The organism is Streptococcus equinus, from assembly GCF_900101445.1.
Classification (GTDB): domain Bacteria; phylum Bacillota; class Bacilli; order Lactobacillales; family Streptococcaceae; genus Streptococcus; species Streptococcus equinus_B.
Window position 1 is genome coordinate 659247 of record NZ_FNKE01000001.1, and the last position, 17544, is coordinate 676790.

General features: G+C 37.8%; 20 protein-coding genes. 4 read left to right on the forward strand and 16 right to left on the reverse strand.

Going from position 1 to position 17544, the window contains the following annotated elements; all coding sequences use genetic code 11:
- The first annotated feature begins 91 nt into the window (after positions 1-91).
- The gene (locus BLR83_RS03280) at positions 92-535 is read left to right on the forward strand and encodes a DUF1836 domain-containing protein (RefSeq protein ID WP_074560313.1); all 444 of its coding nucleotides are present in this window, start codon (positions 92-94) and stop codon (positions 533-535) included.
- Positions 525-1181, forward strand: coding sequence for a PAQR family membrane homeostasis protein TrhA (gene trhA, locus BLR83_RS03285; RefSeq protein WP_039696776.1), 657 nt, complete (start codon positions 525-527; stop codon positions 1179-1181). The genes BLR83_RS03280 and trhA overlap by 11 nt, the downstream gene beginning before the upstream one ends.
- 21 nt (positions 1182-1202) lie before the next feature.
- Here trhA and fni read toward each other — a convergent pair whose 3' ends face one another.
- The 13 genes from fni to BLR83_RS03350 all read right to left on the reverse strand — a co-directional run bounded on the left by fni (position 1203) and on the right by BLR83_RS03350 (position 12484).
- Positions 1203-2201: a type 2 isopentenyl-diphosphate Delta-isomerase gene (fni, locus tag BLR83_RS03290; RefSeq protein ID WP_074560314.1), complete on the reverse strand. Its 999-nt coding sequence runs from the start codon at positions 2199-2201 to the stop codon at positions 1203-1205.
- Positions 2198-3196: a phosphomevalonate kinase gene (locus BLR83_RS03295; RefSeq protein ID WP_074560316.1), complete on the reverse strand. Its 999-nt coding sequence runs from the start codon at positions 3194-3196 to the stop codon at positions 2198-2200. The genes fni and BLR83_RS03295 overlap by 4 nt, the downstream gene beginning before the upstream one ends.
- Position 3197: 1 nt before the next feature.
- Positions 3198-4133 carry a diphosphomevalonate decarboxylase gene (gene mvaD, locus BLR83_RS03300; protein WP_074560317.1) on the reverse strand — a complete coding sequence of 312 codons (936 nt, stop codon included), beginning with the start codon at positions 4131-4133 and terminating at the stop codon, positions 3198-3200.
- Positions 4115-4993 (reverse strand): mevalonate kinase, encoded by an 879-nt coding sequence (gene mvk / locus BLR83_RS03305; protein ID WP_074560319.1) that lies wholly within the window; start codon positions 4991-4993, stop codon positions 4115-4117. The genes mvaD and mvk overlap by 19 nt, the downstream gene beginning before the upstream one ends.
- A 155-nt stretch (positions 4994-5148) precedes the next feature.
- Positions 5149-6021, reverse strand: a complete 873-nt coding sequence (locus tag BLR83_RS03310; protein WP_074560321.1) for a cysteine ABC transporter substrate-binding protein — start codon at positions 6019-6021, stop codon at positions 5149-5151.
- A gap of 29 nt (positions 6022-6050) precedes the next feature.
- Positions 6051-6797 (reverse strand): amino acid ABC transporter ATP-binding protein, encoded by a 747-nt coding sequence (locus BLR83_RS03315; RefSeq protein WP_275887358.1) that lies wholly within the window; start codon positions 6795-6797, stop codon positions 6051-6053.
- A 5-nt stretch (positions 6798-6802) separates the two neighbouring features.
- The gene (locus BLR83_RS03320) at positions 6803-7480 is read right to left on the reverse strand and encodes an amino acid ABC transporter permease (protein WP_074560325.1); all 678 of its coding nucleotides are present in this window, start codon (positions 7478-7480) and stop codon (positions 6803-6805) included.
- A complete protein-coding gene (locus BLR83_RS03325) occupies positions 7440-8123 on the reverse strand; it encodes an amino acid ABC transporter permease (protein WP_074560327.1) in 684 nt (227 codons plus the stop codon). The genes BLR83_RS03320 and BLR83_RS03325 overlap by 41 nt, the downstream gene beginning before the upstream one ends.
- A 220-nt stretch (positions 8124-8343) precedes the next feature.
- Positions 8344-9102, reverse strand: a complete 759-nt coding sequence (locus tag BLR83_RS03330; RefSeq protein ID WP_074560329.1) for an amino acid ABC transporter ATP-binding protein — start codon at positions 9100-9102, stop codon at positions 8344-8346.
- A 15-nt stretch (positions 9103-9117) separates the two neighbouring features.
- A complete protein-coding gene (locus tag BLR83_RS03335) occupies positions 9118-9801 on the reverse strand; it encodes an amino acid ABC transporter permease (RefSeq protein WP_074560331.1) in 684 nt (227 codons plus the stop codon).
- Positions 9802-9811: 10 nt separating this feature from the next.
- Entirely contained in the window at positions 9812-10504 is a 693-nt protein-coding gene (locus BLR83_RS03340) for an amino acid ABC transporter permease (protein WP_074560332.1), read from the reverse strand.
- Positions 10505-10513: 9 nt separating this feature from the next.
- A complete protein-coding gene (locus tag BLR83_RS03345; RefSeq protein ID WP_074560334.1) occupies positions 10514-11392 on the reverse strand; it encodes a transporter substrate-binding domain-containing protein in 879 nt (292 codons plus the stop codon).
- A gap of 54 nt (positions 11393-11446) precedes the next feature.
- A complete protein-coding gene (locus BLR83_RS03350) occupies positions 11447-12484 on the reverse strand; it encodes a uroporphyrinogen decarboxylase family protein (RefSeq protein ID WP_074560336.1) in 1038 nt (345 codons plus the stop codon).
- 579 nt (positions 12485-13063) lie between these two features.
- Here BLR83_RS03350 and BLR83_RS03360 point away from each other — a divergent pair.
- Together BLR83_RS03360 and BLR83_RS03365 are read left to right on the forward strand one after the other, a co-directional pair.
- A complete protein-coding gene (locus tag BLR83_RS03360) occupies positions 13064-13978 on the forward strand; it encodes a LysR family transcriptional regulator (RefSeq protein WP_074560337.1) in 915 nt (304 codons plus the stop codon).
- 65 nt (positions 13979-14043) lie between these two features.
- A complete protein-coding gene (locus BLR83_RS03365; protein ID WP_074560339.1) occupies positions 14044-14889 on the forward strand; it encodes an aldo/keto reductase in 846 nt (281 codons plus the stop codon).
- Positions 14890-14930: 41 nt separating this feature from the next.
- Here the strand turns inward: BLR83_RS03365 and BLR83_RS03370 are convergent, their stop codons facing one another.
- From BLR83_RS03370 to BLR83_RS03380, 3 genes are read right to left on the reverse strand one after another with little or no spacing between them, the layout of a single operon-like run.
- Complete coding sequence (locus BLR83_RS03370; RefSeq protein WP_074560341.1) at positions 14931-16157, reverse strand: sensor histidine kinase; 1227 nt, start codon at positions 16155-16157, stop codon at positions 14931-14933.
- A gap of 8 nt (positions 16158-16165) precedes the next feature.
- Positions 16166-16846 (reverse strand): response regulator transcription factor, encoded by a 681-nt coding sequence (locus tag BLR83_RS03375; RefSeq protein WP_074560343.1) that lies wholly within the window; start codon positions 16844-16846, stop codon positions 16166-16168.
- 2 nt (positions 16847-16848) lie between these two features.
- Positions 16849-17484, reverse strand: a complete 636-nt coding sequence (locus BLR83_RS03380; protein ID WP_074560345.1) for a GTP pyrophosphokinase — start codon at positions 17482-17484, stop codon at positions 16849-16851.
- Positions 17485-17544 lie beyond the last annotated feature (60 nt).

A 17544-nucleotide genomic window follows, 5' to 3' on the forward strand; every position in this document is an offset into this window, starting at 1 on the left:
CTATCCAGTGGATAGGTTTTTTCTTGACTTTAATTTTTGATAATTATATAATCTAGTTATTAATACTAGATAAAGAGGTAAATATAACTTTATGAAACCAAATTATCCAAAATGGTCTGAATTACCAGAGATTGATTTGTACTTAGATCAAGTACTTCTTTACGTTAATCAAGTTGGAAAAGCCAATCAACAGGATGAAAAAGGCTTGACAGCTTCTATGATAAATAATTATGTCAAACATGGTCACTTAGAAAAACCTGTTAAAAAGAAATACAATCGTAAGCAAGTGGCTAGATTGATTGTTATTACAGCATTGAAAAATGTTTTTTCTATCCAAGAAATCAGCCAAACTTTGGCACTCTTGACCGCTGAAGACCAGTCACAAAAACGCTACGATGACTTTGTTGCTTGTATGAATGGTGAAAAAGTTGATAATTTACCTCCTGTGGTTGTCTCAGCTTGTCAAACGTTAAAATTGTATTTTCAAACCCATGAATTGGTTCACGCATTAGAAGGAGAATCCCATGAAAGCTAGCATGACTTTAAAACTTAGTAAACGTCTTTCTTTTGGTGAAGAGGTTGCAAATAGTGTCACTCACGCTGTCGGTGCTGTTGCAATGCTGGTACTCTTGCCGATTACAGCTATTTACAGTTATCACCACTATGGCATGCAGGCTGCTGTTGGGATGTCAATTTTTGACATTAGCCTGTTTTTGATGTTCATGTCATCAACAATTTACCATTCAATGCAATATGACTCACCACAAAAATTTGTCTTACGCATTATCGACCACAGTATGATCTACATTGCCATTGCGGGTTCATACACACCAGTTGCTCTTTCACTTGTTGGTGGCTGGTTAGGTTACTTAATCATTGTCTTACAGTGGGGAGCAACCATTTTTGGTATTCTTTACAAGATTTTTGCTAAAAAAATCAATGATAAATTCTCACTCTTTCTTTATTTGCTAATGGGATGGTTGGTTGTCTTTATCATTCCAAGTATTATTAGTAAAACTGGCGTTGTCTTTTGGAGTTTGATGCTGGCAGGTGGTTTAGCTTATACCATCGGTGCGATTTTCTACGCTAGAAAACGTCCTTATGACCACATGATTTGGCATTTGTTCATCCTACTTGCATCTATCTTACAATACATCGCAATCGTGTATTTCATGTTGTAATATAAAAAACACTGATTAAAATCAGTGTTTTTTTGTTGCTTCTTGTAATTTTCCGTATAAAAGGTAATCGACTTCTTTTAAATCTTCGATGGTTTTGCAATTAAGAGCGCACATGATAAGACGCAAATCATCTTTCCAACCGTTAATGATATCAATGACTTTCTCAACTGGGTATTTTTCTACCAACTCTAAAACCGTACGTGATAGTCCAACGGCTTTAGCACCAAGTACTAAACATTTCACCATATCAAGCGGATGACGAACTCCACCAGATGCTAAAATCTCAACTTTATCGATCATAGATTGAGCATTCAAGAGACTTTGAACAGTCGTTTGACCCCAATCATTAAGATAGGAGCGATTGTCCCCACGTTGATTTTCAATATAAGCAAAACTTGTTCCACCACGTCCTGAAATATCAAAAGTTTTAATCCCCAGCTCAAAAGCAGTTTCAATCGTTTTTAAATCCATACCAAAACCGACTTCTTTCAGGATAACTGGAACTGGCATTTTAGCTGCGTAATCAACTAGATTTTGCTTCCAAGAACGGAATTCACGCTCACCTTCAGGCATCAAAAGCTCCTGCATCAAATTCACGTGAACTTGCAAGAAAATGGGTTGCATTTCCTCAATGGTTTTAAGGCCAAGTTCATATGGTTTGTCAATACCAATATTAGTTGCAAGAAGCAAATCTGGGTAATCTGCTTTACTTGGATAAGAATCATCCCCTGGATTTTTCAGCGCAGCACTATATGACCCAGTTACCATGACTAAACCAGTCGCTTGTGCTACTTGAGCAAGCTTACGATTGACGGCTTTTGCTTTTTCTGAGCCACCTGTCATAGCATTGATGTAAAACGGAAAGTCAAAATCACGTCCCGCAAAATGCGTATGCAAATCAATCTCGCTCAAATCATAATCTGGAAGAGAATGGTGAATCAATTCCATCTCATCAAAGGAATTATAAGGAGATTGGTATTTCAATGCATACTTAATATGCTCATCTTTACGATTCATCATGCTAATTCCTCCATGTCTAGTAGCTCAATACCAACTTCTTGCCAACGCTTGATAAGTACTTGACTATCTTCACGATTAAATGATATTGCAATACCACAATCACCACCACCTGAACCTGATGATTTAGCAATCACATCTAGACCATCTTCGGCAGCTTTTAAGGCTAAAAGTTTGTCGTTGTAAATAGCTGAGCTTAAGCCTAGCAACAAATCACTCACATTTTGAAGTGATGTTTTAACATTTTCTTTGTCAGCACTTTCTAGAGCCTTTTGACAAATAAGAACTTGTTTTTGTGTTTCTGCTAAAAATTCAGGTGTGATGGCTGATTTCACTAGATTAATCATATCTCTTGAAATTGATGGTTGCATGGTCCAGCCAACTAAAAATTCACAAGGCAATGCTGGTTTAATTCTTTCGATTCGATAACCCCAATCTTTATCAAGGACTTCTTGAATAGATTCTTCAGCAGTCCACTTTGCGACTTGCTGGCGGTCAAATGAGGTAAAAGCAACCAAATCATCGTATGCAATACAAGCAATATCCCCCATCGAACCATTGTCACCTAATTTTAGCAAGGTATATGACGCTAACTTGAATAAGACGTCAGCTGATAAATTCAAGTCATAAAAAGCTGATAGAGCTTTTAGAGTTAAAACAGTAACTGACCCACTTGAGCCAATACCAAATTTCTTACCATCACGTTCCATTTTACCAGTGATTTCAAGAGAGAAGGCTGGCATTTCTTCAGCAGACTTGCCAAGATAATCAAATAAAGTCATTATGCTTTGCTGAATCAGCGCATACTTGCTATCTGGCGTCATGCCAACCGCATAATCAAACATATCAGAAAAAAGACTGATAGCCCTTGCTTCCTTGACCACTGCAGTCATGTGAATAGGAATATTTTTGATAATGGCTGTTTGACCTGGTGTTAATACCGCATACTCACCAGCGATATACAACTTTCCACCAGTTTGAACCTTAATCATTTTCATCTTACAATTCCTTAGTTCGTGAAACGATGACACGATAGTTTTCTTCAAAACGTTTTGTCAAACGTTCCAAGTCTTCTTCTAAACAAAGAACTTTGACATTTGGTCCAGCGTCCATAGTGAAATAACATTTCTCACCTTCTGAACGCAGTTGTTTAACAAAGTCCATTGCTTTGTAGCTGTCATCTGTCAAATAATTGAAAGGTGGGTTGGCATGTGTATTGGTATCATGCATGGCAAGGGCATTACGCTCTGTCAATTCCCCAACACGTTCAAAATCATTATCTTTAAGATAGGCAAGCATATCTTTGTAATCTTGTTCAGATTGTTTGACCCAATTCTCAAACGTTGTTGATGTTTCAACACAACGTTTCATACCTTCACGGCTAGAAATTGGTTTCTTACTATCACTCAAGACAAGCATAATCATGGCAAGTTTGAGGTCTGTTTGAACAGGGTAAACTTCACCAGAATCTTTGTCCCAAGCAGCAAGTGGTCCAAAGAATGAACGTGATGATGAGCCAGAAGCGAATTTTGCTTTTTGAGCAAGTTCTGCTTGACTTAAACCAGTTTCAAAGAGTTCGTTACACGCTTTAACAAGAGCTGAAAGGCCACTTGAACTTGATGAAAGCCCTGCAGCTGTTGGCATATTATTGCTTGTTTCAACCTTGACATATTCTGAACGCTGCCCACGGTATTGATCGATGATGGCAGAAATTTTAGCATGCTCTTTGTCGTCTTGCAAGACACCATTGATGTAAAATTCATCGTGGCTGGCTGAATCTGGTAGAAAGGAAACACTTGTTGTGGTAAACATATTTTCCAGTGTCAACGAAATACTGCTGGTTGCTGGAATCATCTTAGCTGCGTCAGCTTTCCCCCAGTATTTGATAATAGCGATATTGGCATATGATTTTACCGTTACAATTTTTCGATCCACGTTTGAACCGCTCCTCCTTCTGTTAATGCTTTACTAATTTTTTCTGCTTGGGCTTTTGTCTCAGTAAGGGCAATAATACAGCCCCCGAGTCCGCCACCACTCATCTTGGCACCAAGGGCACCATTTCCCAAAGCAATCTCAACTAATTGATCAGCTTTGTCGATACTAACGCCGATAGCTTGAAGTTCAGCGTGAGCTTTGGTCATCAAGGGACCAATTTTTTGAATAGCTTTTTCTGTAATTGCCTTTTGGACTTGCTCAGTCAAATCACCCAAGGCAGCCAAATGTGGCAAGTTATTTTCTTCTGCTTGGGCAACTTTTTCGACAGCTTCACGCGTATTGCCATAAATGCCTGTATCTGCAATAACCAGATAAGCATCTAAGTCCAAATCAAGCGTGCTAAAACCAATATTTCGAATGAAAGTGATGGCTTTGTCACTGAGGCAAGTCTTGGCATCTAGTCCACTTGGGTTTGAGTGGGCAATGATTTCTGCCTTGTTCACCAAAATTTCAAGCGTCTCCATGTCGATGCTTTGTTCAAAATAGTCAAAGACTGCACGAATGGCTGCGATAGAAACCGCCGCTGATGAGCCCATGCCACGTTTTTGTGGAATTTCTGAACGAATGTCATACGAGATAGCGACATCTGTATGGTTAAGGTATTCTAAAGCCGCATAAACGGCAGTTGATAGGGTATCATAATAATCGAAGTGAATTTTTTCATCAGCTGGGTAGATACGACATTCTACTTCAATTCCTTGAAGAGGAATCGCAATAGCAGGATAGCCGTAAACAACTGAATGTTCACCCATCCAAATAATCTTACTATGCGCCTTTCCGACGCCAATTTTCTTAGTCATTTTCTTCTCTTATAATTTTTTAGTCTACACTCCATTTTATCATTGTTCCGAAAAAAAAGCGACTCTTACTAAAAAATGTTATAGCATTCAAATAAATCACGAAAAAATCTGAGACAATCAATCTCAGATTTCTTAATTTTTACATTGTTGATTTTTTAATCAACTTCACCACTCTCTACGACCAAGTCATCTGCTTTTGCAGCATCACCGTAAACTGGAGCTAATGTCTTGTCATAGTCTTCGTGGAAGAAGTTTTCATCACCCAAAGATTTAATTTCATCATTAATCCAATCTAGAAGCTCAGTATTTCCTTTTTGAACTGCTGGAGCAATGGTATCTGTGTCACCCAAACTTGTAATGCCAACTTCGTAACCTTTATTTTCCAAAGCCCATGCTAAAACTTCTGTATTGTCAGTTGATAGCGCGTCACCTCGACCATCTAACAGTGCTTGATATGCTTCGCTGTACTGATCAAATTTTAAAAGATTTACTTTTGGATAATGTTTTTCAAAGTATGTTTCAGCTGTTGTTCCTTTGCCAACGATCAAAGTTTTTCCTTCTAAAGCATCAACGTCAGAAATTAATTGATTGCTTGGCGATACGACACCTAACGCTACTTTCATGTATGGCAAAGCAAAATCAACTTGTTTTGCACGTTCATCAGTCACTGTAAAGTTGGCAAGAATAATATCTACTTTAGCTGATGTCAAATACTCAACACGACTTGCTGGGTCTACTGAAACATATTTAACTTTAACACCCAAATCTTTTGCTAAACGGTTTGCAAAATAAACATCATATCCTTGGTATTTTCCTTTGTCATCAACATAACCAAACGGTTTTTTATCTGAGAAAACTCCAATTTTAATGGTACCGCTCTTCTTGATTGCATCAAGAGAGCGAGCTTTGGCTGTTGACGTAGCTGAAGATGAATTTTTAGTTGTTGAGGATTTTGAAGTTGAGCATCCTGCAGCAAAAACAATTAATAAAAGACTAACAATCGCTAACAAACGTTTTACAATTTTCATATATAACTCCTTAAAATTTTATTACCTATTTAACCAACTGTAGAAAAATCAAAGACATTCAAGAAATCACGCGCACGTTGAGTTTTTGGTTGCCTGAAAAATAATCTCGCATCACTTTCTTCTACAATTTGTCCCTTTTCAAGAAAAATCACACGATCTGCAATCGCTTTTGCAAACTGTAGCTCATGCGTCACAATAATCATTGTCCTACCTTCATGTGCAAGTTCCCCAATCAACTCTAAAACTTCTCTAACCATTTCAGGGTCAAGTGACGCTGTAACTTCATCAAATAGAAGCACTTCAGGATGTAAAAGTAAACTTCTCACAATAGCAACCCTTTGCATCTGACCGCCAGATAACTCGTGAGGATAACTATTTTCTTTTCCTTCTAAACCAACTCGCTTAAGTAGTTTTAATGCCTCGCCCTTCACTTCCTCTACTGACCTTTTTTGAACCTTTACTGGTGCTAATAAAAGATTTTTTAGAACTGTTAAGTGTGGGAAAAGGTCGTAGGATTGAAATACCATGCCGATTTTTTGGCGAACAAGAGGAAGATTTTTAGACTCTTTTAAAATTTCCTTGCCTTCAAGTTCAACTCTTCCTGCTTGAATTGGTTCCAAGCCATTGATACAACGAAGTAATGTTGATTTTCCACAACCTGACGGACCTAGAATGACTAAAACTTCACCCTCTTCAACGGAAAACGAAACTTGATTGAGAATCTTTTGCTCGCCATAAGATTTTTCAATATCTTTAAGTTCTAAAATTGTTGCCAAATGATTCACTCCTTCCAACGTTTTTCTAAATAAACTGACAATCTCGAGATTGGAAAGCAAATAGCAAAATACATCATAAAGATTAAGCCATAAATCCAAATTGCGGTGCTAGGTACCGTCAAACGATTAGCCTCAATAATCTCTTGACCAACTTTTACCACTTCGACAACACCAATCAAAACAATTAATGACGTTGTTTTAATCATTCGTGTCATTAGATTAACCGCTTGGGGTAATAATTGTCGTAAAATTTGTGGCATAACAACGTAAATGAATAACTGTCGATTGTTTAATCCCAGAGCAAGACCACTTTCAATTTGGTGTTTTGGTAGTGATGTCAACGCTCCGCGAACAAGATCTCCCATCTCAGCTGTCCCCCACATTGAAAAGACAATAAGTGCTGCTACTTCACCAGATAAATTGAGATTAAAAGTTCTAGCTAAACCAAAATAAACAAGAAAGAGCAAGACTAATTGTGGCATGATTCGAATAAATTCTAGATAAATTTGTGAAATAAAGCGAATCACTCTAAAGCGTGAAATCATTATAAAACCAAACAAGAATCCTAAAACCACTGAAATAAGAATGGACACTAGGGAAATATTAATCGTAACTAACAGTCCTTTAAGGAGTCGCAAAAGATTATTTCCCTGAAACAGCACCTGGAGTCCTGAAACCTGCATGATGCAACCTCCTTTCTAGTACCCTTGCCAATAGTGAAATCGGTAAAAGAATAATCAAGTAAGCAACTACCAACATTAACAACGCCTCATCGGTCTCATAATACAGTCCAATCAAATCCTTAGCAATGTACATCAAATCAGAAAGTGCAACAATTGAAAAGACAGACGTCTCTTTGACAAGAAAGATGATATTAGCAACCAACGACGGAAGTGCAACTGCGATTGCTTGAGGAAGGATGACATAAAAAACATTCTGAAGATGTGATAATCCGATGCTCAAACCAACTTCATACTGTCTTTTGGACACTGCTTCCAACCCTGAACGAAATGACTCCGCCATGTAAGAACCACCTAAAAAAATTAGACCAACAATCGCACAAAGCTCCGATGGTAAAACCACTCCAACTTTAGGCAAGCCATAATAGAGAAAATAAAGCTGTATCAAAAGTGGCGTATTACGAGACAATTCAATATAAATCTGGCAAATTTGACTTAAAATAGCTACATTGTAGTACTTAATCAAACTAATGAAAAAGCCTAAAATAATCGCTCCCAAGATGCCAAATAGAGCCAAACGAATCGTAAGCACCAAAGCTTGTTGATACAGGGGAATATTCTCATAAACAAAGCCCCAATCTAACATAATATCCCTCCAAACGTTATAAAGGTATTATAAAGAATTCTTCTATAGTCGTGTACTCTAAATATTTTATGCTGTGCCATAAGTATTTTTTATAGCACAACACTTAAAAAGAAGCTGAAATGTATCAGCCTCCTTTTGTTTAGGTAGTTAGTTCAGTTGATAAAACCAGTCATAACATAGCTTTTTACTTCTTCTTTTTCAATAATCTCATAAGAGCCATCTATATCACTGGGTCAATATTTAATTCTGGAATAATGCGTGTCAAAAATTGTTTAGTGCGTTCTTCTTTTGGTCGTGTGAAGAATTCTTTCGGGTCACCTTCTTCAATGATATGACCACCCTCCATGAAGATAACATGGGTAGCTACATCACGCGCAAAACTCATTTCATGCGTCACGACAACCATGGTCACTCCTTCTTGCGCCAATTCTTTCATGACATCAAGAACGTCACCGATTAATTCAGGGTCAAGGGCTGATGTCGGCTCGTCAAACAAAATCACTTCTGGCTTAACAGCAATTGCACGCGCAATTCCGATACGTTGCTGCTGCCCACCAGATAATTGACTTGGATAAAAATCTCTTTTATCCAAAAGCCCTACTTTTTTTAGGGCATTTTCAGCAATAGGAATTGCCTTTTCCTTTGGAACTTTTCTGGCAATCACTAAGCCTTCTAAAATATTTTCAATAGCCGTTTTATTGGCAAACAGATTATAATTTTGAAAAACAAAAGCTGTTTTCTTGCGAATTTCTAGCACATCTTTACGATTGATTTTAGCTAAATCATAAGTCTTTCCATCTAATTCCAACTCACCAGAATCAGCATGTTCTAAGTAATTTAAAGACCTTAAAAAGGTTGTCTTTCCTGACCCTGATGGCCCTAGAATAACCACAACATCTCCCTGATTGACCGTTAAACTAATGCCATCTAATACTTTCTTATCTCCAAAAGATTTTTCAATATTTTTAACTGTTAGCATAAACTTCTCCTCACATTATCCCACTAATTGGCTACGCTTTTCCAGAATTTTAAAGATGTACTGAATTACTCCACATATAACAATGTAGATAATGAAAATAACAAAATAAGATTCAAAATAATGATAACCATAAGCAGCCTCCACTTTCGCAATCGCTGTAATATCTTTCACTGTCATCACAAAAACAAGAGAGGTACCTTTGACAAGATTAATCACCAAATTACAGAAATTTGGCAATGCCTGACGAATGGCTTGGGGAAAGACAATTCTCAGATAAGCTTGCTTTGTCGTCAAACCAATCGCAAGAGCTGCCTCTAACTGCCCCTTATTAACCGTCAAAATTGCCGAGCGGATTATCTCTGAAAGGCTCCCAGTTGTCATAAGTCCAAAGATAACATAAGCATAATAAATCGGGTTTAACTCAAAAATATTGATGCCAAGAGCTTTCAAAAACTGATTCAATAAACTTGGAAATAAACTATAAAAGAATAAAATCAATAAAATGGCTGGCGTTGAGCGAATAAAAGCAAGGTAAATCACTGAAAAAGTAGTCACACCTTTTACCTTATAGATACGACCAAGTGCCAAGAAAAGAGCTGGAAAAAAACTCAACAAAATGGAAACCACCATAATGCCAAGCGTCACTGGAATACCAGCAAGGGCTTTAACAAATGTTTCAACAATATAAGAAAAATCCATAATCTCCTCCTTAGCCCCCTTTAGTTTCCAATTGATTTTCGACAACATGAGTCACTACAGATAATATCAGTGCTAAAATCCAATAAATAACTGCAACCGCTGTGTAAGTTTCTAATGAATAATTGCCCATATTTCTTGAAATGATGAGGTTGCCTTCACCCATCAAATCCACCAAACCAATCGTATAGGCAAGGGCAATATCTTTTAATAAATTAATCACCGCACTAGTGATGTTAGGAAGAGCAATTCTGAAAGCTTGTGGCAAAAGAATTCGCACAAAAGTCTCATATTCACTTAAACCGATACTTAGCCCTGCTTCTAGTTGCCCTTTTGGAAGGGCCAAATAAGAAGATTTGAAGACTTCAGAAATACTAGCCGCAAATAACAAGGTCATTGCTAAAATCACGAACACCGAGCGTGACCAACCATTAACATCAATACCTAACCACCATTCTAAAAAACGAGGTAAACCATAAAAAACAAGGAAGATAAGAACAATTGGTGGGGTACATCTTAAGATAAACACATAAGCTCTAGCAAGTGATGAAAAACCATGTTCAGCCGATACTTGTGCCCAAGCTAGCAAGAACCCTAATAAACTGCCTAATAAAACGGTCAAGACTAAAACCCATAAGGTAAGAGGTAGAGCTGACAAGATATCTGGAATAACTCTTATCACACGAGACGGTTCATAAGAAACCATAGCTACCTCCTAATCTGTTACATAACTAAAGACATCTTCTCCAAAGTATTTTTCTGAAAGTTTTGCGATTGTACCATCTTTTTGCAATTCTTTAATGGCTTTATCGTATTCTTTTGCAAAAGCTTTATTGGTATCATTTTTATGAATCAATGGGTAAGTTTCAATTCCCTTATATGGGAACCATGTCAATTGGTCAGCGTATTGATGATAAGCACCGTCTTCTTTTTGGACAGCTTCTTCAAATGACAATTTGATTGAGAAATAAGCGTCGTAGCGTCCTTCAAGCACCCAGGCATAAGCGTCAGCGACTGAGAAACTTTCTGATTCTTTGAGTTCAATTGGGTGTTTTGCTTTTTTGTTGTATTCTTGAATGACATTGTACTGCGCATTTTGTGGTGAGATTGGAACTAATTTACCACCGTCTTTGGCAAAGGAATCAATATCTTTGTATTTGTTTTCGTCAGCTTTTCGAATGGCAAAGCCAATCACACTAGCTCCGATTGCTTGGTCAGGAATAACAAATTTTTGGGCACGTTCTTCAGTGTACCAAGCTCCTTTGACTCCGATGTCGTACTTGCCAGATTCAAGTCCGATTAACAAATCTTCATCACTTGTTCCAGTGTATTCAAATTTATAATTTTTTAATTTGTCATCAACAGCTTTCAAGACCGCAACTTCAAACCCATCACTTTCCCCTTTATCATTGACAAAGTCATAAGGCACATAGTTTTGAGTGTGAGCAACTTGCAAGGTTGTCACTTTATCAGAACTTGACTGCGAACTGTCTGCACTTGCGGATGTCTTACCTGTTAATTGACGTCCCACAACTGTCGCTGCCACAAGTGCCAAAACAACGCTACCTGAAATAATCCATTTTTTATTACTCATATAACCCGCTCCTTTTCTTTTTACCTAAAACTTTTCCTTAATTCCTAAAAAACTTTAAAATCCGACAGCTTCTTTGAGGACCACTTCATCGTAAGTAGCAACAGCTTCTTTAACCCAAGCAATGCGCTCTGATGCAATGTCACTTGGCACCGTGCAATCAGCCCCGATGACCACACCTTGACGTCCAGTTTCATCAAGCAATTCTTTAACTCTTGCTTGAATGGCTTCTTTACTACCTTTATACAAAAGTCCCGACTCTGTATTGTTAAAACCACCGAGAACAGTTTTGCCACCAAATAGCTGACGCCCTTTTGCTAGACTAACACCTTCCAATTCAACCGCCCAGTTAATGACATCTGCTGGATAATCTGTATAGTAAGAAATATCATTAGTAGCTCCTTCATAACCGCAGATATGAAGAATGTTTGTTCCGCCTGCTGAAATAGCACGATGCAAAATGTGGAGTTCACTCGGTTTAATCACGTGATCATATTCGTCATGACTCAAACGTGAATCCTGCAAATTCTGAACACTGAGATAAATGCCATCAACCCCAGCTTCTTCAATCAAACGTTTTGTCAAAACTCCGATATCAAAAGCAATCACATCCAAAACTTGTTTTGTCAATTCAGCATCTTCTTTGATGAAATCTTCAATAATGTGGTCCCCATTGCCACCTTTTCCAGCCAAATGCCACTTAAGATAAGTCGCTGGAGCAAAGATATTATAAAAAGAAGCAATGTCTTCAGGAAAATCCTCACGAATCTTTTTAGCCAGTTCAACTTGTTTATTAATCCAAGGATGATTTTCGCCAATAGACTTAATCCCCTCAAGGTCTCTAATTGAGGTAATCCCTTCACGAATGAAATCATTTGGATAAGTGAAGAAACCATCGCTCATGATTTTTACAAAATCAGGATTGACGTCTGAAATAAATTTTTGGTGTCCTGCAATGTTTTTATTAAAGATAACAGGATTGAAACCATCGCTTCGTTCATCATCACTTGTGAAATGATACCAAAATCCGACTGGAACTTTGTCAACTGTTTCATTTTTAAATGCTTTTAAAACCCATTCTCTCTTTGTTGTCATTAGCGTAATCTCCTTTTCATTTGGTATGGCAATTATACTATCACGCTTTAGAAGTCTTGAAAAATCTATTTTATTTATGCTCAGCCATAAAAATGAGTTATGATACTAAAAAGTAAAAAAAGAAGGCTGAGAAACTTTTCTCAGCTTTCTTTTTACTCATAAGGTAAATGTGTCAAACTCTTTAGACTATTAATGCGAATAATGTCTTCCTTTCGAATTTGAGATGATTCTTTATTAGTTTGATAGGCTTTGAAGGAAGAAAATTTTAAAAAAATAAGAAGAGATATGACAAGAATAATTGTAACAGCAATTGAGCTATTTCTTAAGTGCTTTTCTGTTAAGAGCATTGACACGTCACCTCCGAGTAGCTTTCTAAGCTTATTGTAACAGCTTATGCTACTTTAGAAAAATCTATTCTTTTTATCGCTAGCCATAAAATCAAGTAATAATTAAGCGCAGTTATCGCCCGCTATAGGATTTTTTTATCAAGGCTTTAGATATTCTTATCAGAATTTTGCTGATTTTTTAATCTTTTTCATCTATAATTAGTACAATTATTACAAGAAGGGATGATGTTTTATGAATTTCCAACAATGTCGTTATGTCGAAGTCGTCGCTCGTGTAGGCTCATTTAGCCAAGCTGCTAAGGAATTATACATGACTCAGCCCAACTTGTCTTGCTCCATCAAAGATTTAGAAAATGAATTAGGTGTTCAACTCTTCACGCGCTCCAATACAGGAGCTCGCTTAACCGAAGACGGTCATGATTTTTTGAAATATGCTAAGCGCATTATCGGCGAATTGGATTTGTTGCAGCAACGCTATCATGACGAATTCAAAAAAAGCTTTACGGTTGCCTCACACCACTATGATTTTCTCTCGATTCCTCTTGCCAAAGTCGCCCAAGAATTCAAGCAGGATTATCAGGAATTTCAAACCATTGAAACGACCACTAAAAAAATCTTGGACAGCGTTGCTTCTTTTGAAGCTGACCTTGGGATTATTTACCTAGATGATGAAAATGAACATATTTTAACATCAGCTTTGCAATATCATGATTTGGAATTTACATCACTGGGTGAATTTCCAACGCGTGTCTTTTTACGCCGTGACCATCCATTGGCTCACAAATCCGTGATTTCCGAAGCTGACTTAAAAGGCTATAACCAAATACGCTTTCGTCAAGAACAGTCAGGGCTAAACTTTGATGAAGATGCTCTTGATATTCATGACCAACAACGTATTCTCTACAGCAATGACCGTGGGACCGTCATGAATTTACTCTGTGCAACAGACGCTTACGCTTCAGGTCTTGGCATTGTTAACAGTTTTGTTAAAGACCAGATTGTTCTCATTCCTTTGCAAAATAGTCCTAAACACACACTAGGTTATGTGACCAATCGTAAGAAAAAACTCTCTAATATCGGAGCAAGTTTCATCAATGAAATCAAACTCAGCTTAGAAGAATTCTCAGACAAGAGTCAACTTTTCTAGTTCAAGTCTTATCTTTTAAGCTTGTAAGCCTTTTATGCTAGAATAAAGAAAAAAGGAGGACGCTTATGGAATTTAAAACCTTAAACAACGGTGTTCAAATCCCCAAACTCGGCTTTGGTGTTTGGCAAATGTTTGACCAAGATGAATGCCAAAAAGCCGTGGAAAACGCACTTGAAGTAGGCTATCGCCTGATTGATACAGCTGCGCTCTATCGTAATGAAGAGGCAGTTGGCGATGCCATTAAGGCGTCAGGTCTCAAACGAGAAGAGATTTTCATCACAACAAAAGCTTGGATTAACCAACTTGGCTATGACGAAACCAAGAAAGCTTTTGAAGAAAGTCTTAAAAAACTTGGTACTGATTACCTTGACCTCTATCTCATTCATCAACCATACGGTGATACTTATGGTGCTTGGCGTGCTATGACTGACCTTTATAAAGAAGGTCGCATTCGAGCTATCGGTGTTTCTAATTTCTCAACTGGACGTATCGCTGATTTTGCCTTAAACACTGAAATTGTCCCAGCTCTTAACCAGATTGAACTTCATCCTTACAAACAACAAAATCTGCTTCGCAAAGCTAATGAAGATTTTGGCGTGGCAACACAAGCATGGAGTCCATTTAACCAAGGAAAGGATGATATCTTCAACGACGTTACCCTAAATAGCATTGCTGAAAAATATGGTAAAACCGTTGCTCAAGTCATTCTTCGCTGGCAACTTCAAAATGATATTTTGACCATTCCAAAATCTGTTCACCTAGATCGTATCAGACAGAACTTTAACGTTTTTGATTTTGAACTCAGCCAAAATGACCTTGATACTATCGCAAAACTCGACCGTTTCCCAAACAACTACGGTCCAAATGAAAGTATCGAACAAGTTAAACGCCTATCAGGTTATAAAGCATAAAATAAAGGCAGCGAAATTGCTGCCTTTTTGTTTGTCATTATTTACAAACTCACCACAAATGTGATGGTATCGTCTTTATAATTCACGGAGATACTGCCCTTGAAAAGTTTGACCATGGTTTGTGCCATTGATAAACCAATGCCATAGCCCGAAGTCTTGTTGTTATGCGATTCATCTTCTCGGTAAAAACGCTCAAAGAATTTCGTGTAATCAACATCTTTTCCTTTGGTGTAAGTATTTGAAATCTCAAGTTTGGCTTTAGATAATCTTCCTTTGCTCAAGGCAACTGAAACTGTACCACCTGAATCACAGTATTTATTAGCATTATCAACCAAAAGCGTAACAAGTTCAAACAACGATTTTTCTTCAGCCTTAATGAAAATATTTGGCTGGATGTCCATGACAAATTCCTTGCCATCCTTGATAACTGGTCCTTTAAAGTCTTCAGCAGCATCTCTAGCAATATCTGAAAAATTCACATTGGTAAGAACTAACTCAGGCTGTTCTTCCAAGCGTGCCATGGCAACCAAGCCATTAATCAAGCCTGTCATTCGTTCTACTTGGTCATTAGTGCTTTTAGTCCACTCTGACTCACCATTCATCAACTCAACCAGTTCATTGTTAGCTGAAATGATAGCAAGAGGCGTCTTCAACTCATGCCCAGCATTGGTGATGAAACGACGTTGCCTTTCATAATTACGAATAAAAGGCTTAATAACCTTGCCAGACACAACCGAAATCACTAAGACAAAGAAGATAAAACTAATCCCTGACATCCAAATCGACAAATGCACCAAAGCCATATTATCGTTAAATTGATTAGTCGAATCTAGCACCACGATTAAATCCGTACGACGACTATCTTCTGACACCATGTAAGAATAAGTGTGGTGATGATAAGAAAAATCCCCTCTTGTATCCTTTGAATGACTGATTCTCTCCAAAAATTCTTTGACTTCTTGGTCTGTTAAATCAGAAATATTGCTAGAATTTAAAGAAATGATATTGCCATCATGGTCCATTTTGGCACTAAAATAACGGTATTGAAAAAGAGTGTCTACTGATACAGTGTTTCCTAGCTCACTTGTCGTCTTTGAAATGCTAGGAAAACTTCCGCCATTATCAGAAAGCAAGGTTAAAATTTTATTAATCTCATCGACAGTCTGAACATGACGAGCCGAATTCAAAACACCAACAACCGAAAACAGCACAATTAGAATCGCTAATGAAGCAATGGCAATAAAACGTAGACGAAGTTTACGAAACATAGCGCCACCTACAATTCTTTCAATTCATAATCACCCATGTCTTCTCCTTCAATCACAAGATTTGCTCCCACAGATTGGAGTTTTTGACGAAGATAAGAGACATAGATAAAGACATACCCCTCATCAATCTCTGGGTCATCCTTATCACTTGCCCAGACATGATTGAAAAGCTGCTCCGTTGAAAGTTTCTTGCCAGGGTTTAACATGAAAAACTCAAGCATCTTAGCTTCTTTCCCTGCTAGGCGGATAGTATTTTGACTAGCCAATTCCTGCTCACCAACATTTAGAGTAACACTACCCAGTTTTAAAATATTTGACGTAAAATTGGTATCCACTCGGCGTGACATCGAGCGCAGGCGAGCTAACAACTCCTTAAGAGAAAATGGTTTTGTCAGGTAATCATCCGCTCCAGCATCAAGCCCTGTAACACGGTCATCAATTTCAGCCATGGCTGTTAGCATGATGATGTGAGCTTGGTTACCTGTTTGACGGATTTCTTGTACAGCTTGAATCCCTGTTTTTCTTGGCATCATAATGTCCATGACCATGACATCATAGGCATTTTCTTTAGCTCTATCAACCGCTGCTTGCCCATCAAAAACCGAATCAACCTCATAGCCTTCATGCGTAAGGGCAGTTGTCAACACGCGGTTCATCTGAACTTCATCTTCTGCTATAAGTACTTTCATAATTAGTCGTCTCCTTCAAGTCGAGAGCTTTCCTGAATCAAGTTGCGAATGGTTTGCATGCTCAAATCACAAGAAGCCAATTCATCAGCGCAACGTTTCAGCTCACGCACGATACGCTTAGGGTCTTTGATGTCATGCTTGTATTTCATCTGATGTTCCAAACTCGCCCAGGAATCCATGGCAATGGTGCGAAGCTGAACCTCGATAAAGTATGAGCCCTGCTCATTTCCAAGACAATCTGGATAAGGGGTCTCAACCTCAACAATCATGTGATAAGAGCGATAACCATTTGGTTTGGCATGTTTAATGTAATCTTTTTCCTCAATCACGTGACAATTATCAAAAGAATGAATCACATCAGCCAAGCGGTAAATATCATCAACAAAACCACAAACAATACGTAAGCCAATACTATCACGAATTTGTCGTAAAGCTGACTCCGTCGACACTTCAAAGCCTTTTCGTTGGCACTTTTCGACCATACTTTCATGTGTTTTAACACGTGAAATCAAATGCTCAAATAACTTATAACCCGTCTCTTTTTTGACCAGGTCATTTTTTTCTTTAATACGCTGACTAAAGTCTTCTAAAATCAATGGCAGGTAATCAGCGTATTTTCCATATATAGATTCTGTCATAATTTTTCCTAACTAAATGCTACTGCCATTATAGCAAATTATCTTAAAATAAGGATAAAA